The following is a 15,760-nucleotide window of genomic DNA, read 5'->3' as shown; positions in this document are numbered from 1 at the left end:
AAGTAAGGCATGTGATTTGAGAATCAGCTAATGGTTCCTTGCCTGAGCAAAAGACGAAAGTCAACAGGAATTCCAGACTGCCTAATAATTATGCACCGGGTAAAAATGTCAGAATTTATGTCATTGGTCGCCCGGCCCATCAATAGAATTAATAGGTTAAAGAGGAGTGCATTTTTTTACTTTTTTAAAGAATTCGCTTGGCGAAAGGAAGCGCTGAACTTAATTAAGCCAAAGACATTCGGTAGGCTGGCCCCAATAGCTTGTTCGCTGCCCGGTCATTCGCAATCCGTTCGGTAGCGGGATCCCAGATGAGCGGCCGTCTCAGGCGATAGGCAATGTTGGCCAGGGTGCACATGCTGGATGTTCGATGGCCCGTCTCCGCCGGGCAGCTTACTTCCTTGCCCTTCAGGATGGCATCAAAGAACTCCTGAAAGTGGATGACATTAGCACTGGTGCTCATAGAGGCATTCGTATCGTTATAACCCACCAGGCCGGGAATACTGCTATCGATAAATCCCCGGGATACGTCCAGGGTGCCTTTTGATCCGATGAAGCGGACGGCATTGCCCCGCCCAAACTGCCGGTGCTCCACTTTAAAGCCGTCGTCATAAAACATCGTTAAGCCGAACTGGGCATCGCCGCCAGAAGGGAAAAACTGCGTCGGGCCGGAGGTGTCTTTGTCCCGGGCCCATTGTACGATATCGAACATATGTGCGCCCCAGTCAGTGATCATCCCTCCGCCGTACTCGGCAAAGTCGCGCCATTTGGCCCACATCCGTTGGTCGGATCCGGGAGCGAGATTGGTATGGAAAGGGCGACTTACCGAAGGCCCCACCCAGGCCTTCCAGTCCATACCTGCGGGAACGGGCTGTGCGGGCAGGTCAAACGTCCGGGCCGGAACGCCGATGCTGACGATGGCCTCGCTAAGCTCGCCGATCGAGCCGGCCCGGATTAATTCCACGGCCCGCTGAAAGCTGCGCATAGAGCGCTGCATGCTGCCGGTTTGCAGCACTTTCCCGCTGCGTTTTACGGCCTCAACGATGGCCCGGCCTTCCTCGATGGTATGCGCCAGGGGCTTTTCGCAATACACATGAAGGCCCCGGTCCAGCGCATCGATACACATCTGTGCGTGCTGGTGGTCGGGGGTGGCAATGAGTACGGCGTCCAGGTCCGGGTGATCCAGTAAGCGGCGGTAGTCCGAATAAGTCGCCGGTGCGCTGTCATTGCCTCCGCCGGCCTGCTCGGCGTAGGTGGTGGCAGCAGTAGCGACGAAACGTTCCAGATTGGAGGCATAAACGTCGCAGGCGGCTACTACCCGGGCTTCGGGCATTTTGCTCATACGTTTAAAGAGGCCATTGGCCTGCTTGCCTGTCCCAATAACGCCAAGGTTGATTTGCGCGTTCGGGCTGTGGCCCGAAAAGCCGGCGCGTAACCAGGAAGGAATGAAGAGTGTTCCTGCTCCTACGGAAGCAGTGGAAATGAATTGTCGGCGGTTCTGTCTCATAATGGTGTTAAAGTAAGAAGCTCATTCGTTTACGCGCGAGGGTTTTCTACTTTTTACCGATCTGTTGCCTCTTATTATTTCTATGTTTCAGACAAGGTGTTACGTCATGTCTGATAGAACTCCCGAAAGACCTCCGAGAGTGTAAACCAGCCACAGCGCTTACACTCATGGAAAAGAGCCATCAGGCGCTCTGCTTCGGGGCGGATGTCTTCCAGCAATACCTGTTTTTGTGCCAGGCTAAGTGCCTTAGCGAAGCTCTTCACCGCAGAGTCGTGAAACTGCTCCGCATCCACGCGGTAATAGACGATGGCCTCGATCATGACTTCCACGCGGTAGAGGTGGAGCAGGACGAGGTCTTTGTTGTGAATGGAGACTTCTGCGAAAGCCTTGATGATCTTAGAGGAGTTGCTGCGCCCGCGTTTGCCCATCCGGCGGCGGCCGGTGAAGAAGGCCTTGCGCACGTCCTTTTTATACTTTTCGAGCACATCTTTAGTGCTGGTGCCCAGCTCAAGTTTATAGTATTCGCGCAAAACGGGGAAGCGCTCGTACAGGGCGAGGAGTTCTTCACGGAGCTCTTCTTCATCGAGCGCTTTGAGGAGTTTGAGGAAGTCGCGTTTCATGGTAATAGCTTTGGGCGAGGGACCGCAGGGTGCAAGGTAAAGGTATTGGAGCAATGGAGGATGACTTCAGGACTTCGTGTGTATCACAATGGTCCGTTACGATTTTGGATTATAAACATGATTGATCCATTATCCTCCGTTAAGCTTCTCGTCTTACATGCCTGCCGGCGGCCTACTTTTGAAGGGCAAAAGTAGCCAAACCCCTGGCCTGTGCCACTGGCTTATCGGTAGAACGGAGCAAAAGAGCCTACGAAAGGGCTAACTCGCAGCACAATCCGTTTTTCAAGTAAAGCTGTGGGGCTAGCGATCTCTTGTGGGAAAAGCTTGAGTTGGGTGTATGCTCAAACAGCCCTTCCGCTTAACGGCTCTTTTGCTCCGTTCTACCGGCCAGTGACAAGGGCCCTCCTCCGAAAAGACACCGGCACAGCCAAGGTTTTTTGTTTCTTTTTCACGGACCACGAAGTAGCAGCGTAGCTAAAAAGAAAGAGCCCGCGCGGAGCAAGGTAAGACGAGAAGGAATAGGCCATTTTTCTGTTCAAAACACGGAGTTTCGCATTTTGAGCGTGTGTGGGGTTTGCCTAAACAGGTCAATTTTCAAGACTATGTATAGGCGTGCCTGAGATAATACTTCCAAAGTTGCATGAAATCGTAGCGGACCATTGTATCACGAAATGCACGGTCAAGCCGCCTGAGACGTCTCCCCTCTCCTCCGGAGAGGGGCCGGGGGAGAGGTTTTTCTAATGAATCGTGCATCTCGTGATACACACAGGACTTCCGGTGTGTAACCAAATAATAGTCCGCTACGAATTTAGGGCTGTGCCGGTAAACGCTATTGTACCCCGGCTTCAGCCGGGGGGGAAGGGGAGCTTCGCCGATCGCCCGTTTCTCCCCGGATTTCGCTACTTTTTACCCTTCAACAGTTTGCTATCCACTGGGGCTTCCTTGCTTTTCTCCACACTTTGCACCTGCGGTCCCGCGCCCAAACACCACAATTCCATATCTTGCTCCCATGAAATACTTACCCCTATTCCTCCTGTTTTTGTTGTCGTCGTTCATTCAGGCCCAAAAAACCGGCCCGGTATTTAAAGACGGCGAAGCCCAGATCGTCCCCGCTTTTGAAAACAGTAAAGACTGGTTACGGCATGATCTTTGGGTAGAAACGGAGTTTGATTCCGACGGAGACGGCAAGATGGACCGTATGCACGTGGCCGTTACCCGCCCGAAACAGACGGAAACGGAAGGCCTGAAATTACCGGTGATCTACGTCACCAGCCCTTATTTCGCGGGTGTTGCTCAGGGAGGCGACGAACTCTTCTGGGACGTTCACCACGAGCTGGGCGAAGCCGGCCCCGAACATGTCCACCCCGAAGTGGAACGACGGGGCGAACGGCCGATCATCTCCAACTCTCACATTAAAAAGTGGGTGCCCCGCGGCTACATCGTCGTACACTCATCGTCTCCGGGAACGGGGCTATCTCAGGGTGCGCCCACGGTGGGTGGCCCGAACGAATCACTGGCGCCGAAGGCCGTCATCGATTGGCTCTGCGGCCGGGCGAAGGGCTTCGAAGCGCCGAATGGTAATAAACAGGTGAAAGCCTCCTGGTCTACCGGCAAGGTAGGCATGACCGGTACCTCCTACAACGGTACGCTGCCGCTGGCAGCGGCAACCACCGGAGTGGAAGGCCTAGAAGCCATCATCCCCATTGCGCCCAACACGAGCTACTACCACTATTACCGTTCCAACGGTCTCGTTCGCTCCCCCGGCGGTTACCTGGGGGAAGACATTGACGTCCTCTACGACTTCATTCACAGCGGAGATGAATCCAAACGTGCGCGTAATAACCAGGTGGTCCGGGACACCGAAATGAAGGAAGGAATGGACCGCATCACCGGCGACTACAACGACTTCTGGGCAGGTCGTGATTACCTCAATCACATGGACGGTATGAAAGCCGCCCTGCTGATGAGCCACGGCTTCAACGACTGGAACGTGATGCCCGAGCACAGCTACCGCATCTACGCTAAAGCCAGGGAGATGGGGCTCCCCGTACAAACGTTTTATCACCAGAACGGACACGGCGGCCCGCCGCCCATGACGATGATGAATCGTTGGTTTACCCGTTACCTGCACGGCGTGGAGAACGGTGTGGAGCAAGACCCCAAAGCATGGATCGTCCGCGAGCGTGACGCCCGAGACAAACCAACCGCCTACGCCGACTATCCTAATCCGGATGCTGCCGACGTAGACCTCTTCCTCACCGCCGGTGCCCCCGGCCACGGAGGGCTCGGCCTCGTGCAGACCCGTACGGCGAAAAAGGAAACCCTGGTGGATAATTATTCCTTCGACGGAGAAGCGCTCGCTGATGCTGAATTCACGAATCACCGACTGATTTATCTTACGCCCGAGCTCAGTTCCGAAATCCATATCTCCGGTAGCCCCCGGGTAACGGTCCGTATGGCCGCCAGCAAGGCCCGCGCCAACCTCTCCGTCTACCTCGTATCCCTGCCCTGGGAAGAAGGCCACCGGACGGTCATCACCGATAACCTCATCACCCGAGGCTGGGCCGACTTCCGTAACCACAAAGACATTCGCCAGGAGGAAGACGTGAAGCCCGGCGACTTCGTTGACGTAAGCTTCGACCTCATGCCTGATGATCAGCTCATCCGTAAAGGACAACAAATCGGGCTGATGATTTTTTCCAGCGATAAAGACTTCACCCTCCTGCCCGAACCCGGTACGGAGTTGACGGTGGATCTGGCGGGAACGAAACTTACCTTGCCGGTAGTGGGAGGTAAAGAGAAACTGATGGAGGCAATGAAATGATGGCTGAGGTTACTTAGCCTAAACCCGGTTAGGTCAGGGGGCAGGAGGTATCGCTCGGTGAGCTACTGCTTCATGAAAGTGCTTGCCGGACAAGTAGAATCGGATTTTTCTTAAAAAATGCTCTTCGGAGCGTAACGGTTTGTGGAATCTCTCCATAAACAATCGTCTTTCTTACCGAAAGACCGGCTCTCCCTGAAGAGCGCCGAAACCCATATTTTTTAAGAAGACGAGCTGGCGACAGCCGTCATTAATTTATCCCTTCTATGAAAAACCTCCTCAGACTCATTGCTCTCACCGTTTGTCTTTGCTTCGCCTTCCAAACTGAGGCCGTGGCGCAAGACTACAAATCCGCCGCCGGGCTTCGGCTCGGTTACCCCTGGGCGGCGAGTTACAAAACCTTCCTCTCCGAATCTAATGCCGTTGAAGTGTATGTTGGTTTTCGGGGCTTTACTTTTTACAATACGATCAGTATTAATGGTGCGTATCTGGTTCACAAAGACATCCCGTCTGTAGACGGCCTGAAGTGGTACTTTGGCGGTGGCGCCGGGGTACAGTTTTGGAGTTACTCTGGTGTTAGTGAAGGTAGCACTTTGTTTACCGCTTCGGGTTACCTGGGGCTGGAATACACTTTTGCCGATACGCCCATTTCCATCACGGCAGACTGGGTGCCAACCTTCGTTTTTGGCGATAGCTTTGGCGGCATTGGATCTACGGGCTTTGGCGGCCGATCCGGTGGCATTGGGGTGCGGTATATCCTCAATAGTGGCGCTGCCAGAAAATAGACGTAAACTATCGGCCCGAATCCTGAAGGATTTACTGCCGGCCAGTTGATAACAGACAGAAGGGACGACCGAATTTCGGTCGTCCCTTCTTGTGTTTGTTCCTATTGCCGAGCCTGCAACTTTTTACCTTTTTGTACCGGTTGATTTCGGGCACCCTATTTGCTCACTAATACCCATCTCGTTATGGAAAACCAACGCAACCCCGATCTCGTCCGCGCTTTCGAAAAAGAACTTGCTGCGGCTACTTTTTCCATTCGGCGCCGGTATGAGCGGGAGTACGAACGCTTCGTATTCTTTGGCTCTGAAGCCGCCCGGGAGGCCTTCCTGAAACAATGGAAGGAAGCCGACGAGGCAAAGCTTGCCATGGAGCTTGAAGACGCTCGCGTACAGATTAACCTCAACTACTTTGGCCCTGAGGCGGCAATAGAGAAAGCGCCTGCTGAAGAATCAACTCGCTCAGCATCTAAGGGGGCTTTCCCTGGATTTAGCTGGTTGCGACGTGTAGCCGCAATGCTCTAAGCTTTTGCCGTACCTACAGCCCCGCCTTCGCCGAAATCTCCAGCATCCGGTCAATACTCGCCACACCCTTCTCAATTACCCATTCTGGCAGCGTGATCTCGGGCAGCTCGTGCTTCATACAGAGGTAGAGCTTCTCCATCGTATTGCGCTTCATGTGGGGACACTCGTTGCAGGCGCAGCTGTTGTTGGGCGGAGCGGGGTAGAATTTCTTGTCAGGGCTGGCCTTTTGCATCTGGTGGATGATGCCAGGCTCGGTAGCGACAATGTACTCCTGGTGGCCACTCTCGCGGGTGAAGCGTAGCAGGCTGGAGGTGGAGCCGACGTGGTCGGCCGCATCCAGAATGTGCGCTTCACACTCGGGGTGAGCGATGAAAGCCGCCTCGGGGTGCTTCATCTGCAGCTTAACGATCTTCTCGTGGCTGAAAATCTCGTGTACCATACAGCTGCCGTTCCAGAGCACCATGTCGCGGCCAGTTTCCTTAACGAGCCAACGACCGAGGTTGACGTCCGGGGCGAAGATCAATGGCTGATCTTCGGGGAAGGAGTCGATGATGTGCTTGGCGTTGGTGCTGGTACAGCAGACGTCGGTGAGGGTCTTCAGCTCGGCGGTACAGTTGATGTAGCTCACGACTTTATGATCGGGGTACTTCTCCTTGAACTTGCGAAAGACGGGCGCTGGGCAGCTATCTGCTAATGAGCAACCGGCCTTCAAGTCAGGCAGCAATACTTTCTTGGAGGGGCTCAGCATCTTGGCGGTTTCCGCCATGAAGTGTACCCCGGCAAAGACGATGATGTCCGCATCCGTTTCGGCTGCCTGCTGGCTCAGGCCCAGGCTATCGCCGATGTAATCCGCAATGTCCTGAATCTCCGACTCCTGATAGTAGTGCGCCAGGATGACGGCGTTCTTCTCTTTCTTCAGTTGGTTGATCGCTTCTACCAGATCCAGGGTGGGGTCGACTTCGAGGTCGAGAAAGCCCATTTTATTCAGATTCTTGGTAGCGAGGTTAAGTTCAGCAGACATGGCGTTTTTTCTTTAGGACGGTAAGATAACGCGGGGGTAACGAATTTTGTTTGTTTATTTTTTAAGCTAACGTTGTTTGCTAATATTGATGAAAAAAATCAACTACTTTGCGACCGAATTAGAATTTCTTTTCGGTTTAACTTACTTGCAAAATAGTTAGCAGGTACTTAAATTCGTGCTGTACTTTACCTATTAACTCAAACCAAACCCTAAATGCACTTCCGCACTTCCGCACGTTGTCATTTGCCTGTTAATGATAGGAATTACGTCCGTAAATCTTACCGCTCAAACTACCTATCCCGTCGGCATTTTTGCTAAAATAACCGACACTCAAACAAAAACAAGCCTAGCCTTTCATACTTATCTTGACGAGTTGAAGTCAAAGCCTGAAGTAATTAGCGCGCAACCAGCGTTTCCGGGCGCACAATCTGTTGCATTGCAAGAGACTATGTTCATTAAACTTCAAGGCTCTGCAAACTATGCAGTATTCGGTGAGAATTTAAAGGCTAGTGGTCATTTCGAGGAAGTTACTATTGAGTATGTACCTGCCCTAACCTGTGATCCAAGTTCCCAAAGCTGTCCAGATCCATCGACAACACTAGAACCTTCAGAATGCTCTAGCCCAGTCAATTTTAATGATCCGGGGACACAGTGTACCAGGCACATAGAACGGATGGAACTTCCCTGTGCCTGGACGGAGTCAAATGGATCCAGTGATGTTGTAGTAGGCGTTGTAGATGTCTATTTTGATAATAGTCACCCTGATTTAACCGGGAAATTTCTTTCCATCTCTGGAGACTGCCGGGAAGAATCAGCAACCTCTAGTCACGGTTATGCAACTTCTGGGGGCGTTGCAGCAATCAGAAATAACGGAATGCACGTTGCTGGCGCTGGCGGAGAAACCAAGCTGCGTGGATACTGTGTGGGAGGAGGAGACTGTGGACTGCTACCCACTACATCCCTTAATACTTTAGCATGGGAAGCTTATCTTGACGGAGTTGATGTTATTAACATTAGTTACTCTTCTAATAGCTGGAATCGGGAGATGATCGCCGAAATTGTAGAAGGAGGTACAACTGTTGTTGTTGCGGCACGAGGCGACTCACATCAAGAAATAGCGGATATCGACGGCGTCATCAATGTAGGCCAATTAACAGAGAGCGGTAATTATCAGAGGTATGATGGAGGCACCCCTGATGAAAACCTGGACATTGCTGTACCCATTCTTAATTTACATCGACTTACTTCCCCATTAGTTGATTTTTCCGGTTACGGAAGCGGTAACACTTCTATGGCCGCTCCTTATGTAGCGGGTACTATAGCCTTGATGCGTGCAGAGGCACCTTGTATCCCACCGGCAATAATCGAAAAGATTCTTAAAGAAACCAGTAATAACATTCCAAACGCTGATGAGCCGAGCGACCAATATTACGCGGAATTAAACGGAGCGGGTGCTCTTAATGCGTACCAGGCAGTATTGGCGGCTAAGAGCTTTCAGTCGGAAACATTACTGGTTGGACCCAACGAAACAGTTATTATAGAAAACGATGTTCGTAGCTTCAAAAAAGTAGAAGTTGATCCATTAGGTAAGCTGGTAATTATCAACAGTCAGATATTTATGGATGAGCCAGATCCTTCCTCCCACAAAACAGGATTCTTTACCGTTAAGCGAGGAGCCAAGTTGATTTTCAAAAGGTCGACGGTTACTGCCGCCTGTAGAAATGGCATGTGGGGAGGTATACGGGTTTGGGGCAATAATGATCGTGAACAACCTGATGTTTGGGCGACAGTTGGTGAAGATGAAGTCCTTGATTATAATGTCCCCGTCACGACCGATGATGCAGGCATGGTGCTTTTTGATATTGGAACAAAAATCACCCGGGCTAAAAGAGTAGTTGGTACACGCTCTGATGCGGTCCCATATGCCATTCAGGTAGACCGCCGAGGAGGTTTAGTGGCTGGTAAAGGTGCTACTTTCATTGATAACGGTCGCGTTGGCGAATTCCTCCAATACCCTCGTCCATCCGGAGGCTATGCTTTTGCGAATAAGAGTAGGTTTGTACTTTGTAACTTTAAGGAAACGAGTGAGGAAACCGAAAAGGGTATCGGGTTCACCATATGGGATACCGATGGCATAACTTTTGACCACTGTACTTTTCGGGAGTTTGATCATGAATCAATCGTAGCGTTTGATGCCAAGATTAATATTACCAGTGGTAATGTATTCTTCAAATCGGAAGAATACACCACGGGTAACCGTTCTCGCATCATCTCTGCAGTTTCTACTTATCCTTTTTCCGGAGGGCTCAATATTGGGGGGGTGAACAATGACCCAAATATTTTCAATTACGCAGCAAGAAGAGGGGCTATGATTCATAGCTATGGTCAGAATAGCTTTGACGCTACTATTGTTACAGAATGTGAGTTTAACTCTAAATATGTGGGGGAAGGTTCAATAAGCGCTACAGGTATCTATTTGGAGGGCCCTGCAGATTATAACATTAGTAGTAACTCGTTTAATAGCACGGCTAATCGCATTGTTGGCACAATAACAGGTAGAGCTTTTGACACAGGAGTTGCCCTTAATAATACAGGCGTTAACGAGTTGTTTAGCTTTAGTAGAATTAGTTGTAATGATATGGACGATTTCTACACAGGCGTTAGAACATCAAGCAATAACTCTTTTGTAGAAATTCTCAGTAACGATTTTCAAGAGGCCAATCGCGCCATTCGAATAAGTGGAACAGTTAATGAGAAGCAAGGGAGCGAAGGAAGACCCGCAGGAAATTGTTTTGATTCAACTGTCGATACTAGAATTTCTACAACGGGCACTGTTTCCCCATTTCGGTACTATATCGATGAAACACTTACTATGCCTTGTGAGATGCCGGAAACATCTACTGTATTTGAAATTAAGGAAACTCCTAACAATGAAAATAATTGTAACCAAAACCGACCGCCCCTTCCAAATCCTGGGTCGAAAGAAGGTATAAAACAAGCCCGTTCAAATGCTTTTGCTAATTTAAGTGCTAATCCCACCAATGAACAATACCAGGACGAATATCAGGAAGCAAACGAGGCTTACGGCCATTTCTTTCGGGGCATGATCAAATCGAAGCTGTTGGAAGGCGAGGTAAACCAAGCCATAAACTATGCTTTGGAGATAAATGCAAAAGAGTTCCCTTATGAGTTGTTTGGTACTTATATGCAATTAGGTCGCTACAATGATGCGGAGGCTTTATTAAATGCGACATCGCTCACGGATAAGAAAACACTAGATTTTAAGGCAATTCAGGAAATCAATTTAGAATACCTGCGGGATACCAATACTTACGTACTCTCACCCAAAAATTTCGAGTTGTTGGATGCCATTAGCTTAGAAGGGACCGCTAATAGCGGCTACGCAAAAGGACTCATGCTTCTTACTGCGGATCGTCGGTATTCTGTGCCTGAGTTGGAGGAAGATGTGCCAAAAATAGCCTCTGTCGTTACTGAAGAAACCGAACAAGTACTGGTCTATCCTAATCCATCAAATAACACTCTTTTTGTAGAGTTGCCTAATAGCTTATTAGAAGAAGGAAAAGAAGCAACCATTCAAATTATCTCTGTCGTTGGCCGGGTAGTACACGAGGAGAAGCTCTATAATTTTTACTCCAGACATTCCATTGGCCTTAATAATATTGAGGCTGGAACCTATTTTTTAAGGATACTACCCCAAGGGAAACCCCAATGTGTTAAGAAAATCACTATAATTAAATAGGGAGCTATGTTCAGGTCATCGTTATTGCTCTTTCTGTTGATTATTATAATTTCTTCAATTGGGGTTAGAGCACAGTCAAATTTTTCAAAGACTTATCGAGCTTTAGGATTAGATTGGTCCTTTGGGACAAATATTCATTGTTTTGACGATAATTATTTACTCACTTTGTCGGAATACCCTTCTGCTTCTTCTGTTCCAAATAGTGTTCGCTATCTAACCATCGATATAAGTGGGAATATTGTGAATGATCGATTAATTGATGACTTTGAATCTCATACCTATCCGGTAAAATCAAATGGGACTCTTTTGGATTCGGACAGAATTTATAGTCTTTTGTTCAATAGAGAACAAGGTAGGCCTCAGTCTTTTGGACTTTTAACAATGAACCTGATAGAAGATACGATTAGCTATCGAGATTATGCCCACATAAGCACTACAGCAGGCTATTCTCTTGTTAAAGGCCAAGGCGACACCCTAATCATATTCGCCGATGAAGTGGACGGTGCCGACACCTCCAAGTGGGTGGCTTCCCTTACTTTTTATGACACTGGCACAGGTGAGGATACGACAATTTCCTATAGAGGAGATTACGGTTACCCTCAACCGGGGGAGATCAAGACTTTGGCTAATGGAGAAATCCTGATGGCCTTTGGTGCCCGCGATTATTCTTCTCAACCACCAGGAGAAGAGCGAGGCATTTTGCAAAAAATAAGCGCCAACGGAAAGCTCTTGTGGTCAAAACCTATCTATCCTGGAAGAACCTTTGACTTTCAACCCACCATTCTCCCTCTTCCCAATGGAGATATTGCTTACGGTTGGACAAAGGACTCCTTTAGTCTGAGTCGCCCACCCCGTTTTTACGATACGGACCCGGTGGCTATTTTTTTCCTGGACAGCTTAGGCGAATTTAAAAGCCGAACCATGCTAGGGCCGGTTCAAGGACAGTTAAACAATCTTGAACTATTACCAGGTGGAGATATTTTGGGGATGGGATGGAAAGGGATGATTGTAGAGCCTGGTGTGCCCGGGCGAGTTGGTTGGGTATTTCGGCTTAGCCCCAATGGAGAAAAGATATGGGAGCGTCTTATCACCTATCCAGGCAGTACGTCAACCTACCTTTCGTTTTACGATGCGGTGGAAACCCCAAGTGGAGATATACTACTGGCAGGGGTACGTGATATTGAGGAGTTTAATTATGGCAGTTGGTTGGTGAAACTGGGAGCGGACGGCTGCTACGATCCGGATGATTGTGGGGGCGTAAAGGACACCATTGTCATTTATGAAGAGGTGGTAGACATAAAAACACCGGAAGTAATTGAAGTCGGATTAGATATTTTTCCGAACCCCACCAAAGAGCGTTTCACGGTCCAACTGCCTTCGGGGCATGAAACAGCGGGGAGTAAATCCTTGAGCTTATTTGATGTTAGTGGCCGGGAAGTTTACCGCCAGAGCTATGTTTCCGGCGAGCAGTTAACGATATCTGTTGATGACAAATGGTCTGCTGGCGTTTACCTGGTAAAGCTTGAAACTCCACTGGGGGTAGCTCAGGGGAAGGTGATTATTAGGTGACTATTGGTACACTACTAGGCATAGGGTGTTACCTCTGTAGGGAAAAGTGTTGTTTTTTTGACGCTATTCACCGCCTCTGGTTCGGCGGAAAGGGCTTCAAGAAACCTCTCCCCAACCCCTCTCCGGTAAGTCTCGCCTCCGGCTTGACGGAGAGGGGCTCGTTAAAACGCTTCGCGTTTTGTGGGCAAAATACCAAGCAGAAACCAACGAATACTTAGGTTACACTGTACTAACAGTATATGACCATTAATTTATTTCGCCGCCCCCAACCGGGTAGTCAGCAGCAGCTCTCCATCTTCACTGGTCACCCGTAGCAGGTAAGCCCCCGCTGGTAAATCCAGCCCCCGCATCTGTAGCCGCTCACTACCAGCCGCAACCGGCTGGCTGTTGAGCAGTCGACCATTCAGATCAAGCAATTCCGCCGTAGCGTTTTTGGGGAGGGGAGTAGCGAATGCTACGGTAAAGGCATCCACGAAGGGGTTGGGGTAAACCTTGCTTTCTACAACTTCCATGGCACCTGCGGCAGCGCCCAAAGTAACGGTAAGCGGAGCGCCATCCAGGCCAACTGCCACAGAAAGTTCGTTGTCGGAAAGCGTAAACATTTCGGCAAGCGAGCCATCGGCTTCCGCCCGGACCTCAAGCGTGATGGTGTGACTCGTCGCACCAGACTCTACGCCCAGTAGCTGTAGCTGACCGTTGGCCAATGCATAACTACTGGCGGGCAGATCGCTGCTGATGACGTCCGTAATTCGCAGACCTTCGCCCGCTAGTTTCAGCTGGAAACCGGCCAGCTCTTCGCCGGTCAAGCGAAGGGTTACCCGTTGGGTTTCCCCAAAGGCAATGTCGGTGTCCGGAACATTGACCACCAGTCCTTCGGCGAGGTTGTTCGTGCTGAGATCAGCGTCAGCGTTCACGTCACCCCGTTTGTAGGCGATGAAGCCCTGGTTAATGTCACCGGGGGCCACGACGGAGAAGTCAATCGTGGTTAGCAGTGGATCATCAAAGGGCCAGGCCGGTGTCTGAAACTCGTAGCTGGCGGCTACGAAAGACCAGGGTTGGGCGGGAGCGGGAAGTAACTCGAGATCCCGACCGAGGATCAGACGGGAGATCGAGACGATGTCAAAAACATCGATGGTAGCATCACCATTAGCATCTGCTGCCAGGAACTGATAGGGATTAGCCAGCTCTTCGATGCCGAGCAATTGGCGCTGGATGGCGACCATGTCAAAAATGTCAACTCCTGCCGCCCAGTCATCGTCCCGCTGGGCGGTAAGGATGGTGTTGTCACAAGCGGGCAGAGCGTCGAAATCGTAGAAGCCGAGATCGGAGGTTAATTCCGTTTGGGTCAATTCCCCATCATCGGTCAGCACGTTGATGGTTACGTCTTGAAGCGGCGCGTCAGTGGTGTGTACTCTCACCAGGCCGTCAACGGCTACGGTAGAACTACCGCAAACTTCACTGAAGGGCATCGCTTCGAAGACATTCTCCTGCATCAGGCTGATGCTGCTGTTGTACATGATGATGTCGCGGAAGGTAGTGGCTTGAATCCAGTCTTTTTCCTCCTCGCTCAGCATCGGATCGTTCTGGTAGAAGAAACGGTCTCCGTCCCTCAGGTCAGAGAATTGCTTCTGCATAATGCGCTGGATGGTTGGGCCGAAAATGCTTCCACTAACGGGGCGTTCGGACAGCATGGCTACCCAGGGATCGATTTTATTGATGTCACTTCCGTACAGTCCGGAGAGGGCTTCGTGAACATCTTCGTCGGGGTTGATGTCCGCAAACTCAAAAAGCAGCGGTAGCCCATAATCCTGTCGGATGGCATTGTAGCTGCTCAGGCCCCGGTCCCGGCCACGGGCGATGTTGATGGAAGCCAGGTCCAGGCCACCGGCACCGGGAGGGCCGAAGAGGAAGTTGCGGACGTCATCAACGACGCGGTTATCCATTTTTTGCTGCACCTGTTCGGCCATTCCTCGAAGGTATACGTCTATGCCATAATCCTGAAGTACAGGCGGGTTGAAAAAGGCTTCCCGCAGGGTGAGGTTGCCATCTTCAATTACCTGTCCGCTGGCATCCAGCCGGCGGAGATTACTGTTGAGCAGGGTATGGCCAACGCGGAAGGCGGCGGCGGAGAATACATTGGTCAGCTGTGGATTGACACTGGGGTTGAAGCCTTCGTAGTCCAGAATCGGGACACCCATCGCTGGCAGCCACTCGTCGTAGGTGATGGATTGGATCAGTCCGCCGACAATCTTGCGGGCGTGGTGGTAAAGTTGGTCGTCGGTCCAGTCCGGGTTGGCAGCTTTGAGCAGATCACACTGACGGTTGTGTTCCCGCACGAAGAGGGTGTGGAAACTGGCGAGCAGCGGGTTTTCATTAGCGCGAACGTCGCCAGCTACGTACATGCGTCCCCGGAAGCCCGTGGCATTGGCCATGTGCGGAGCGTTGGGGTCTTCGGGGCCTTCAATCTCCCCGGTGATGGTATTGTAAGGTAGCATGTTACCTCTACTGACTTTCATCTTTCCGTCCACGTGCGAGCGTAACCATTCTGCCCGTTGTTCATCAGAGCCATAGACGCCTGAACCATCGACGAAGGCGGTAATATCGTTGTTGTACTGCCGGGGGTTGTTAGTGCCGGAACCAGTGCCAAACCGTGGAGCGTTACGGGTCAACGGTATAACGACCGTGCCAAAGTTAAGCGGATCAAAAGCAGGGTCTCCCATAGGAACGGGAATGTTAAAAGGCTCACCGACTTCCTCCGTCAGGGCGATGTCATGGTCCATGAACTGGCCGAAGACCCAGGTGAAATCACTCAGGCCAACCGGGTCATTCAACAGGCCTTCCTGAGCGAATAAGGTATTGGAAATTACGCGAGGGTTGGGCCGGTCAGCAACTGGCTCTGATTGACCGTCTACATAGCCATTGCCGGTAAAACGGCGTAAGGCCGTGTGAGAAGCTCCCCAGTGGTCAAAATTCGGATTGTTGTATCTGCCGTCAATGGTACGGTAAAGGTCAGTGTCATCTGTTTGAGCAAAAGCAAAAGAGGAAAACAAGACAGCAATGCAACTCAGTAGTAGTCGTGTATTCATGGAGCTCTGAGATTATGTCGTTGGGATTAAATACTAACAAACGATAAAACGATAACATTCTGGTTTTAAAATCAG

The 15,760-nt window shown here is 50.6% G+C and carries 9 protein-coding genes; 5 read left to right on the top strand and 4 right to left on the bottom strand.

Features of this window, described 5'->3' with window-relative positions:
* Positions 1 to 223: 223 nt before the first annotated feature.
* Both BM123_RS10590 and BM123_RS10585 read right to left on the bottom strand, forming a co-directional pair.
* Positions 224 to 1,504, bottom strand: coding sequence for a Gfo/Idh/MocA family protein (locus BM123_RS10590; RefSeq protein ID WP_090168091.1), 1,281 nt, complete (start codon positions 1,502 to 1,504; stop codon positions 224 to 226).
* Between the two features lie 104 nt (positions 1,505 to 1,608).
* Positions 1,609 to 2,124, bottom strand: a complete 516-nt coding sequence (locus BM123_RS10585) for a DUF6155 family protein (RefSeq protein WP_090168089.1) — start codon at positions 2,122 to 2,124, stop codon at positions 1,609 to 1,611.
* Positions 2,125 to 3,133: 1,009 nt separating this feature from the next.
* Here BM123_RS10585 and BM123_RS10580 point away from each other — a divergent pair.
* From BM123_RS10580 to BM123_RS10570, 3 genes are all read left to right on the top strand, one after another.
* Positions 3,134 to 4,948 (top strand): Xaa-Pro dipeptidyl-peptidase, encoded by a 1,815-nt coding sequence (locus BM123_RS10580; protein ID WP_090168087.1) that lies wholly within the window; start codon positions 3,134 to 3,136, stop codon positions 4,946 to 4,948.
* Between the two features lie 263 nt (positions 4,949 to 5,211).
* A complete protein-coding gene (locus tag BM123_RS10575; RefSeq protein ID WP_090168086.1) occupies positions 5,212 to 5,730 on the top strand; it encodes a hypothetical protein in 519 nt (172 codons plus the stop codon).
* A gap of 183 nt (positions 5,731 to 5,913) precedes the next feature.
* Entirely contained in the window at positions 5,914 to 6,249 is a 336-nt protein-coding gene (locus BM123_RS10570) for a hypothetical protein (protein ID WP_090168084.1), read from the top strand.
* A gap of 13 nt (positions 6,250 to 6,262) precedes the next feature.
* Here BM123_RS10570 and nadA read toward each other — a convergent pair whose 3' ends face one another.
* Positions 6,263 to 7,270: a quinolinate synthase NadA gene (gene nadA / locus BM123_RS10565; protein ID WP_090168082.1), complete on the bottom strand. Its 1,008-nt coding sequence runs from the start codon at positions 7,268 to 7,270 to the stop codon at positions 6,263 to 6,265.
* A gap of 253 nt (positions 7,271 to 7,523) precedes the next feature.
* Here nadA and BM123_RS10560 point away from each other — a divergent pair, with 253 nt between their 5' ends.
* Positions 7,524 to 11,030: a S8 family serine peptidase gene (locus BM123_RS10560; RefSeq protein WP_090168080.1), complete on the top strand. Its 3,507-nt coding sequence runs from the start codon at positions 7,524 to 7,526 to the stop codon at positions 11,028 to 11,030.
* Between the two features lie 6 nt (positions 11,031 to 11,036).
* Entirely contained in the window at positions 11,037 to 12,599 is a 1,563-nt protein-coding gene (locus BM123_RS10555) for a T9SS type A sorting domain-containing protein (protein WP_090168079.1), read from the top strand.
* A 251-nt stretch (positions 12,600 to 12,850) separates the two neighbouring features.
* Here the strand turns inward: BM123_RS10555 and BM123_RS10550 are convergent, their stop codons facing one another.
* Positions 12,851 to 15,685, bottom strand: a complete 2,835-nt coding sequence (locus BM123_RS10550; protein ID WP_090168078.1) for a peroxidase family protein — start codon at positions 15,683 to 15,685, stop codon at positions 12,851 to 12,853.
* Between the last annotated feature and the right edge of the window lie 75 nt (positions 15,686 to 15,760).

Source organism: Neolewinella agarilytica, assembly GCF_900110645.1.
In the GTDB taxonomy this organism is placed as follows: domain Bacteria; phylum Bacteroidota; class Bacteroidia; order Chitinophagales; family Saprospiraceae; genus Neolewinella; species Neolewinella agarilytica.
Note: the sequence above shows the minus strand (reverse complement) of the source record. Positions and strands in the feature narration are given on the sequence as shown.

Coding starts and splice junctions, on each gene's coding strand:
- BM123_RS10590 (WP_090168091.1), bottom strand. CDS start 1,504: ATGAGACAGAACCGCCGACAATTCATTTCCACTGCTTCCGTAGGAGCA.
- BM123_RS10585 (WP_090168089.1), bottom strand. CDS start 2,124: ATGAAACGCGACTTCCTCAAACTCCTCAAAGCGCTCGATGAAGAAGAG.
- BM123_RS10580 (WP_090168087.1), top strand. CDS start 3,134: ATGAAATACTTACCCCTATTCCTCCTGTTTTTGTTGTCGTCGTTCATT.
- BM123_RS10575 (WP_090168086.1), top strand. CDS start 5,212: ATGAAAAACCTCCTCAGACTCATTGCTCTCACCGTTTGTCTTTGCTTC.
- BM123_RS10570 (WP_090168084.1), top strand. CDS start 5,914: ATGGAAAACCAACGCAACCCCGATCTCGTCCGCGCTTTCGAAAAAGAA.
- nadA (WP_090168082.1), bottom strand. CDS start 7,270: ATGTCTGCTGAACTTAACCTCGCTACCAAGAATCTGAATAAAATGGGC.
- BM123_RS10560 (WP_090168080.1), top strand. CDS start 7,524: ATGATAGGAATTACGTCCGTAAATCTTACCGCTCAAACTACCTATCCC.
- BM123_RS10555 (WP_090168079.1), top strand. CDS start 11,037: ATGTTCAGGTCATCGTTATTGCTCTTTCTGTTGATTATTATAATTTCT.
- BM123_RS10550 (WP_090168078.1), bottom strand. CDS start 15,685: ATGAATACACGACTACTACTGAGTTGCATTGCTGTCTTGTTTTCCTCT.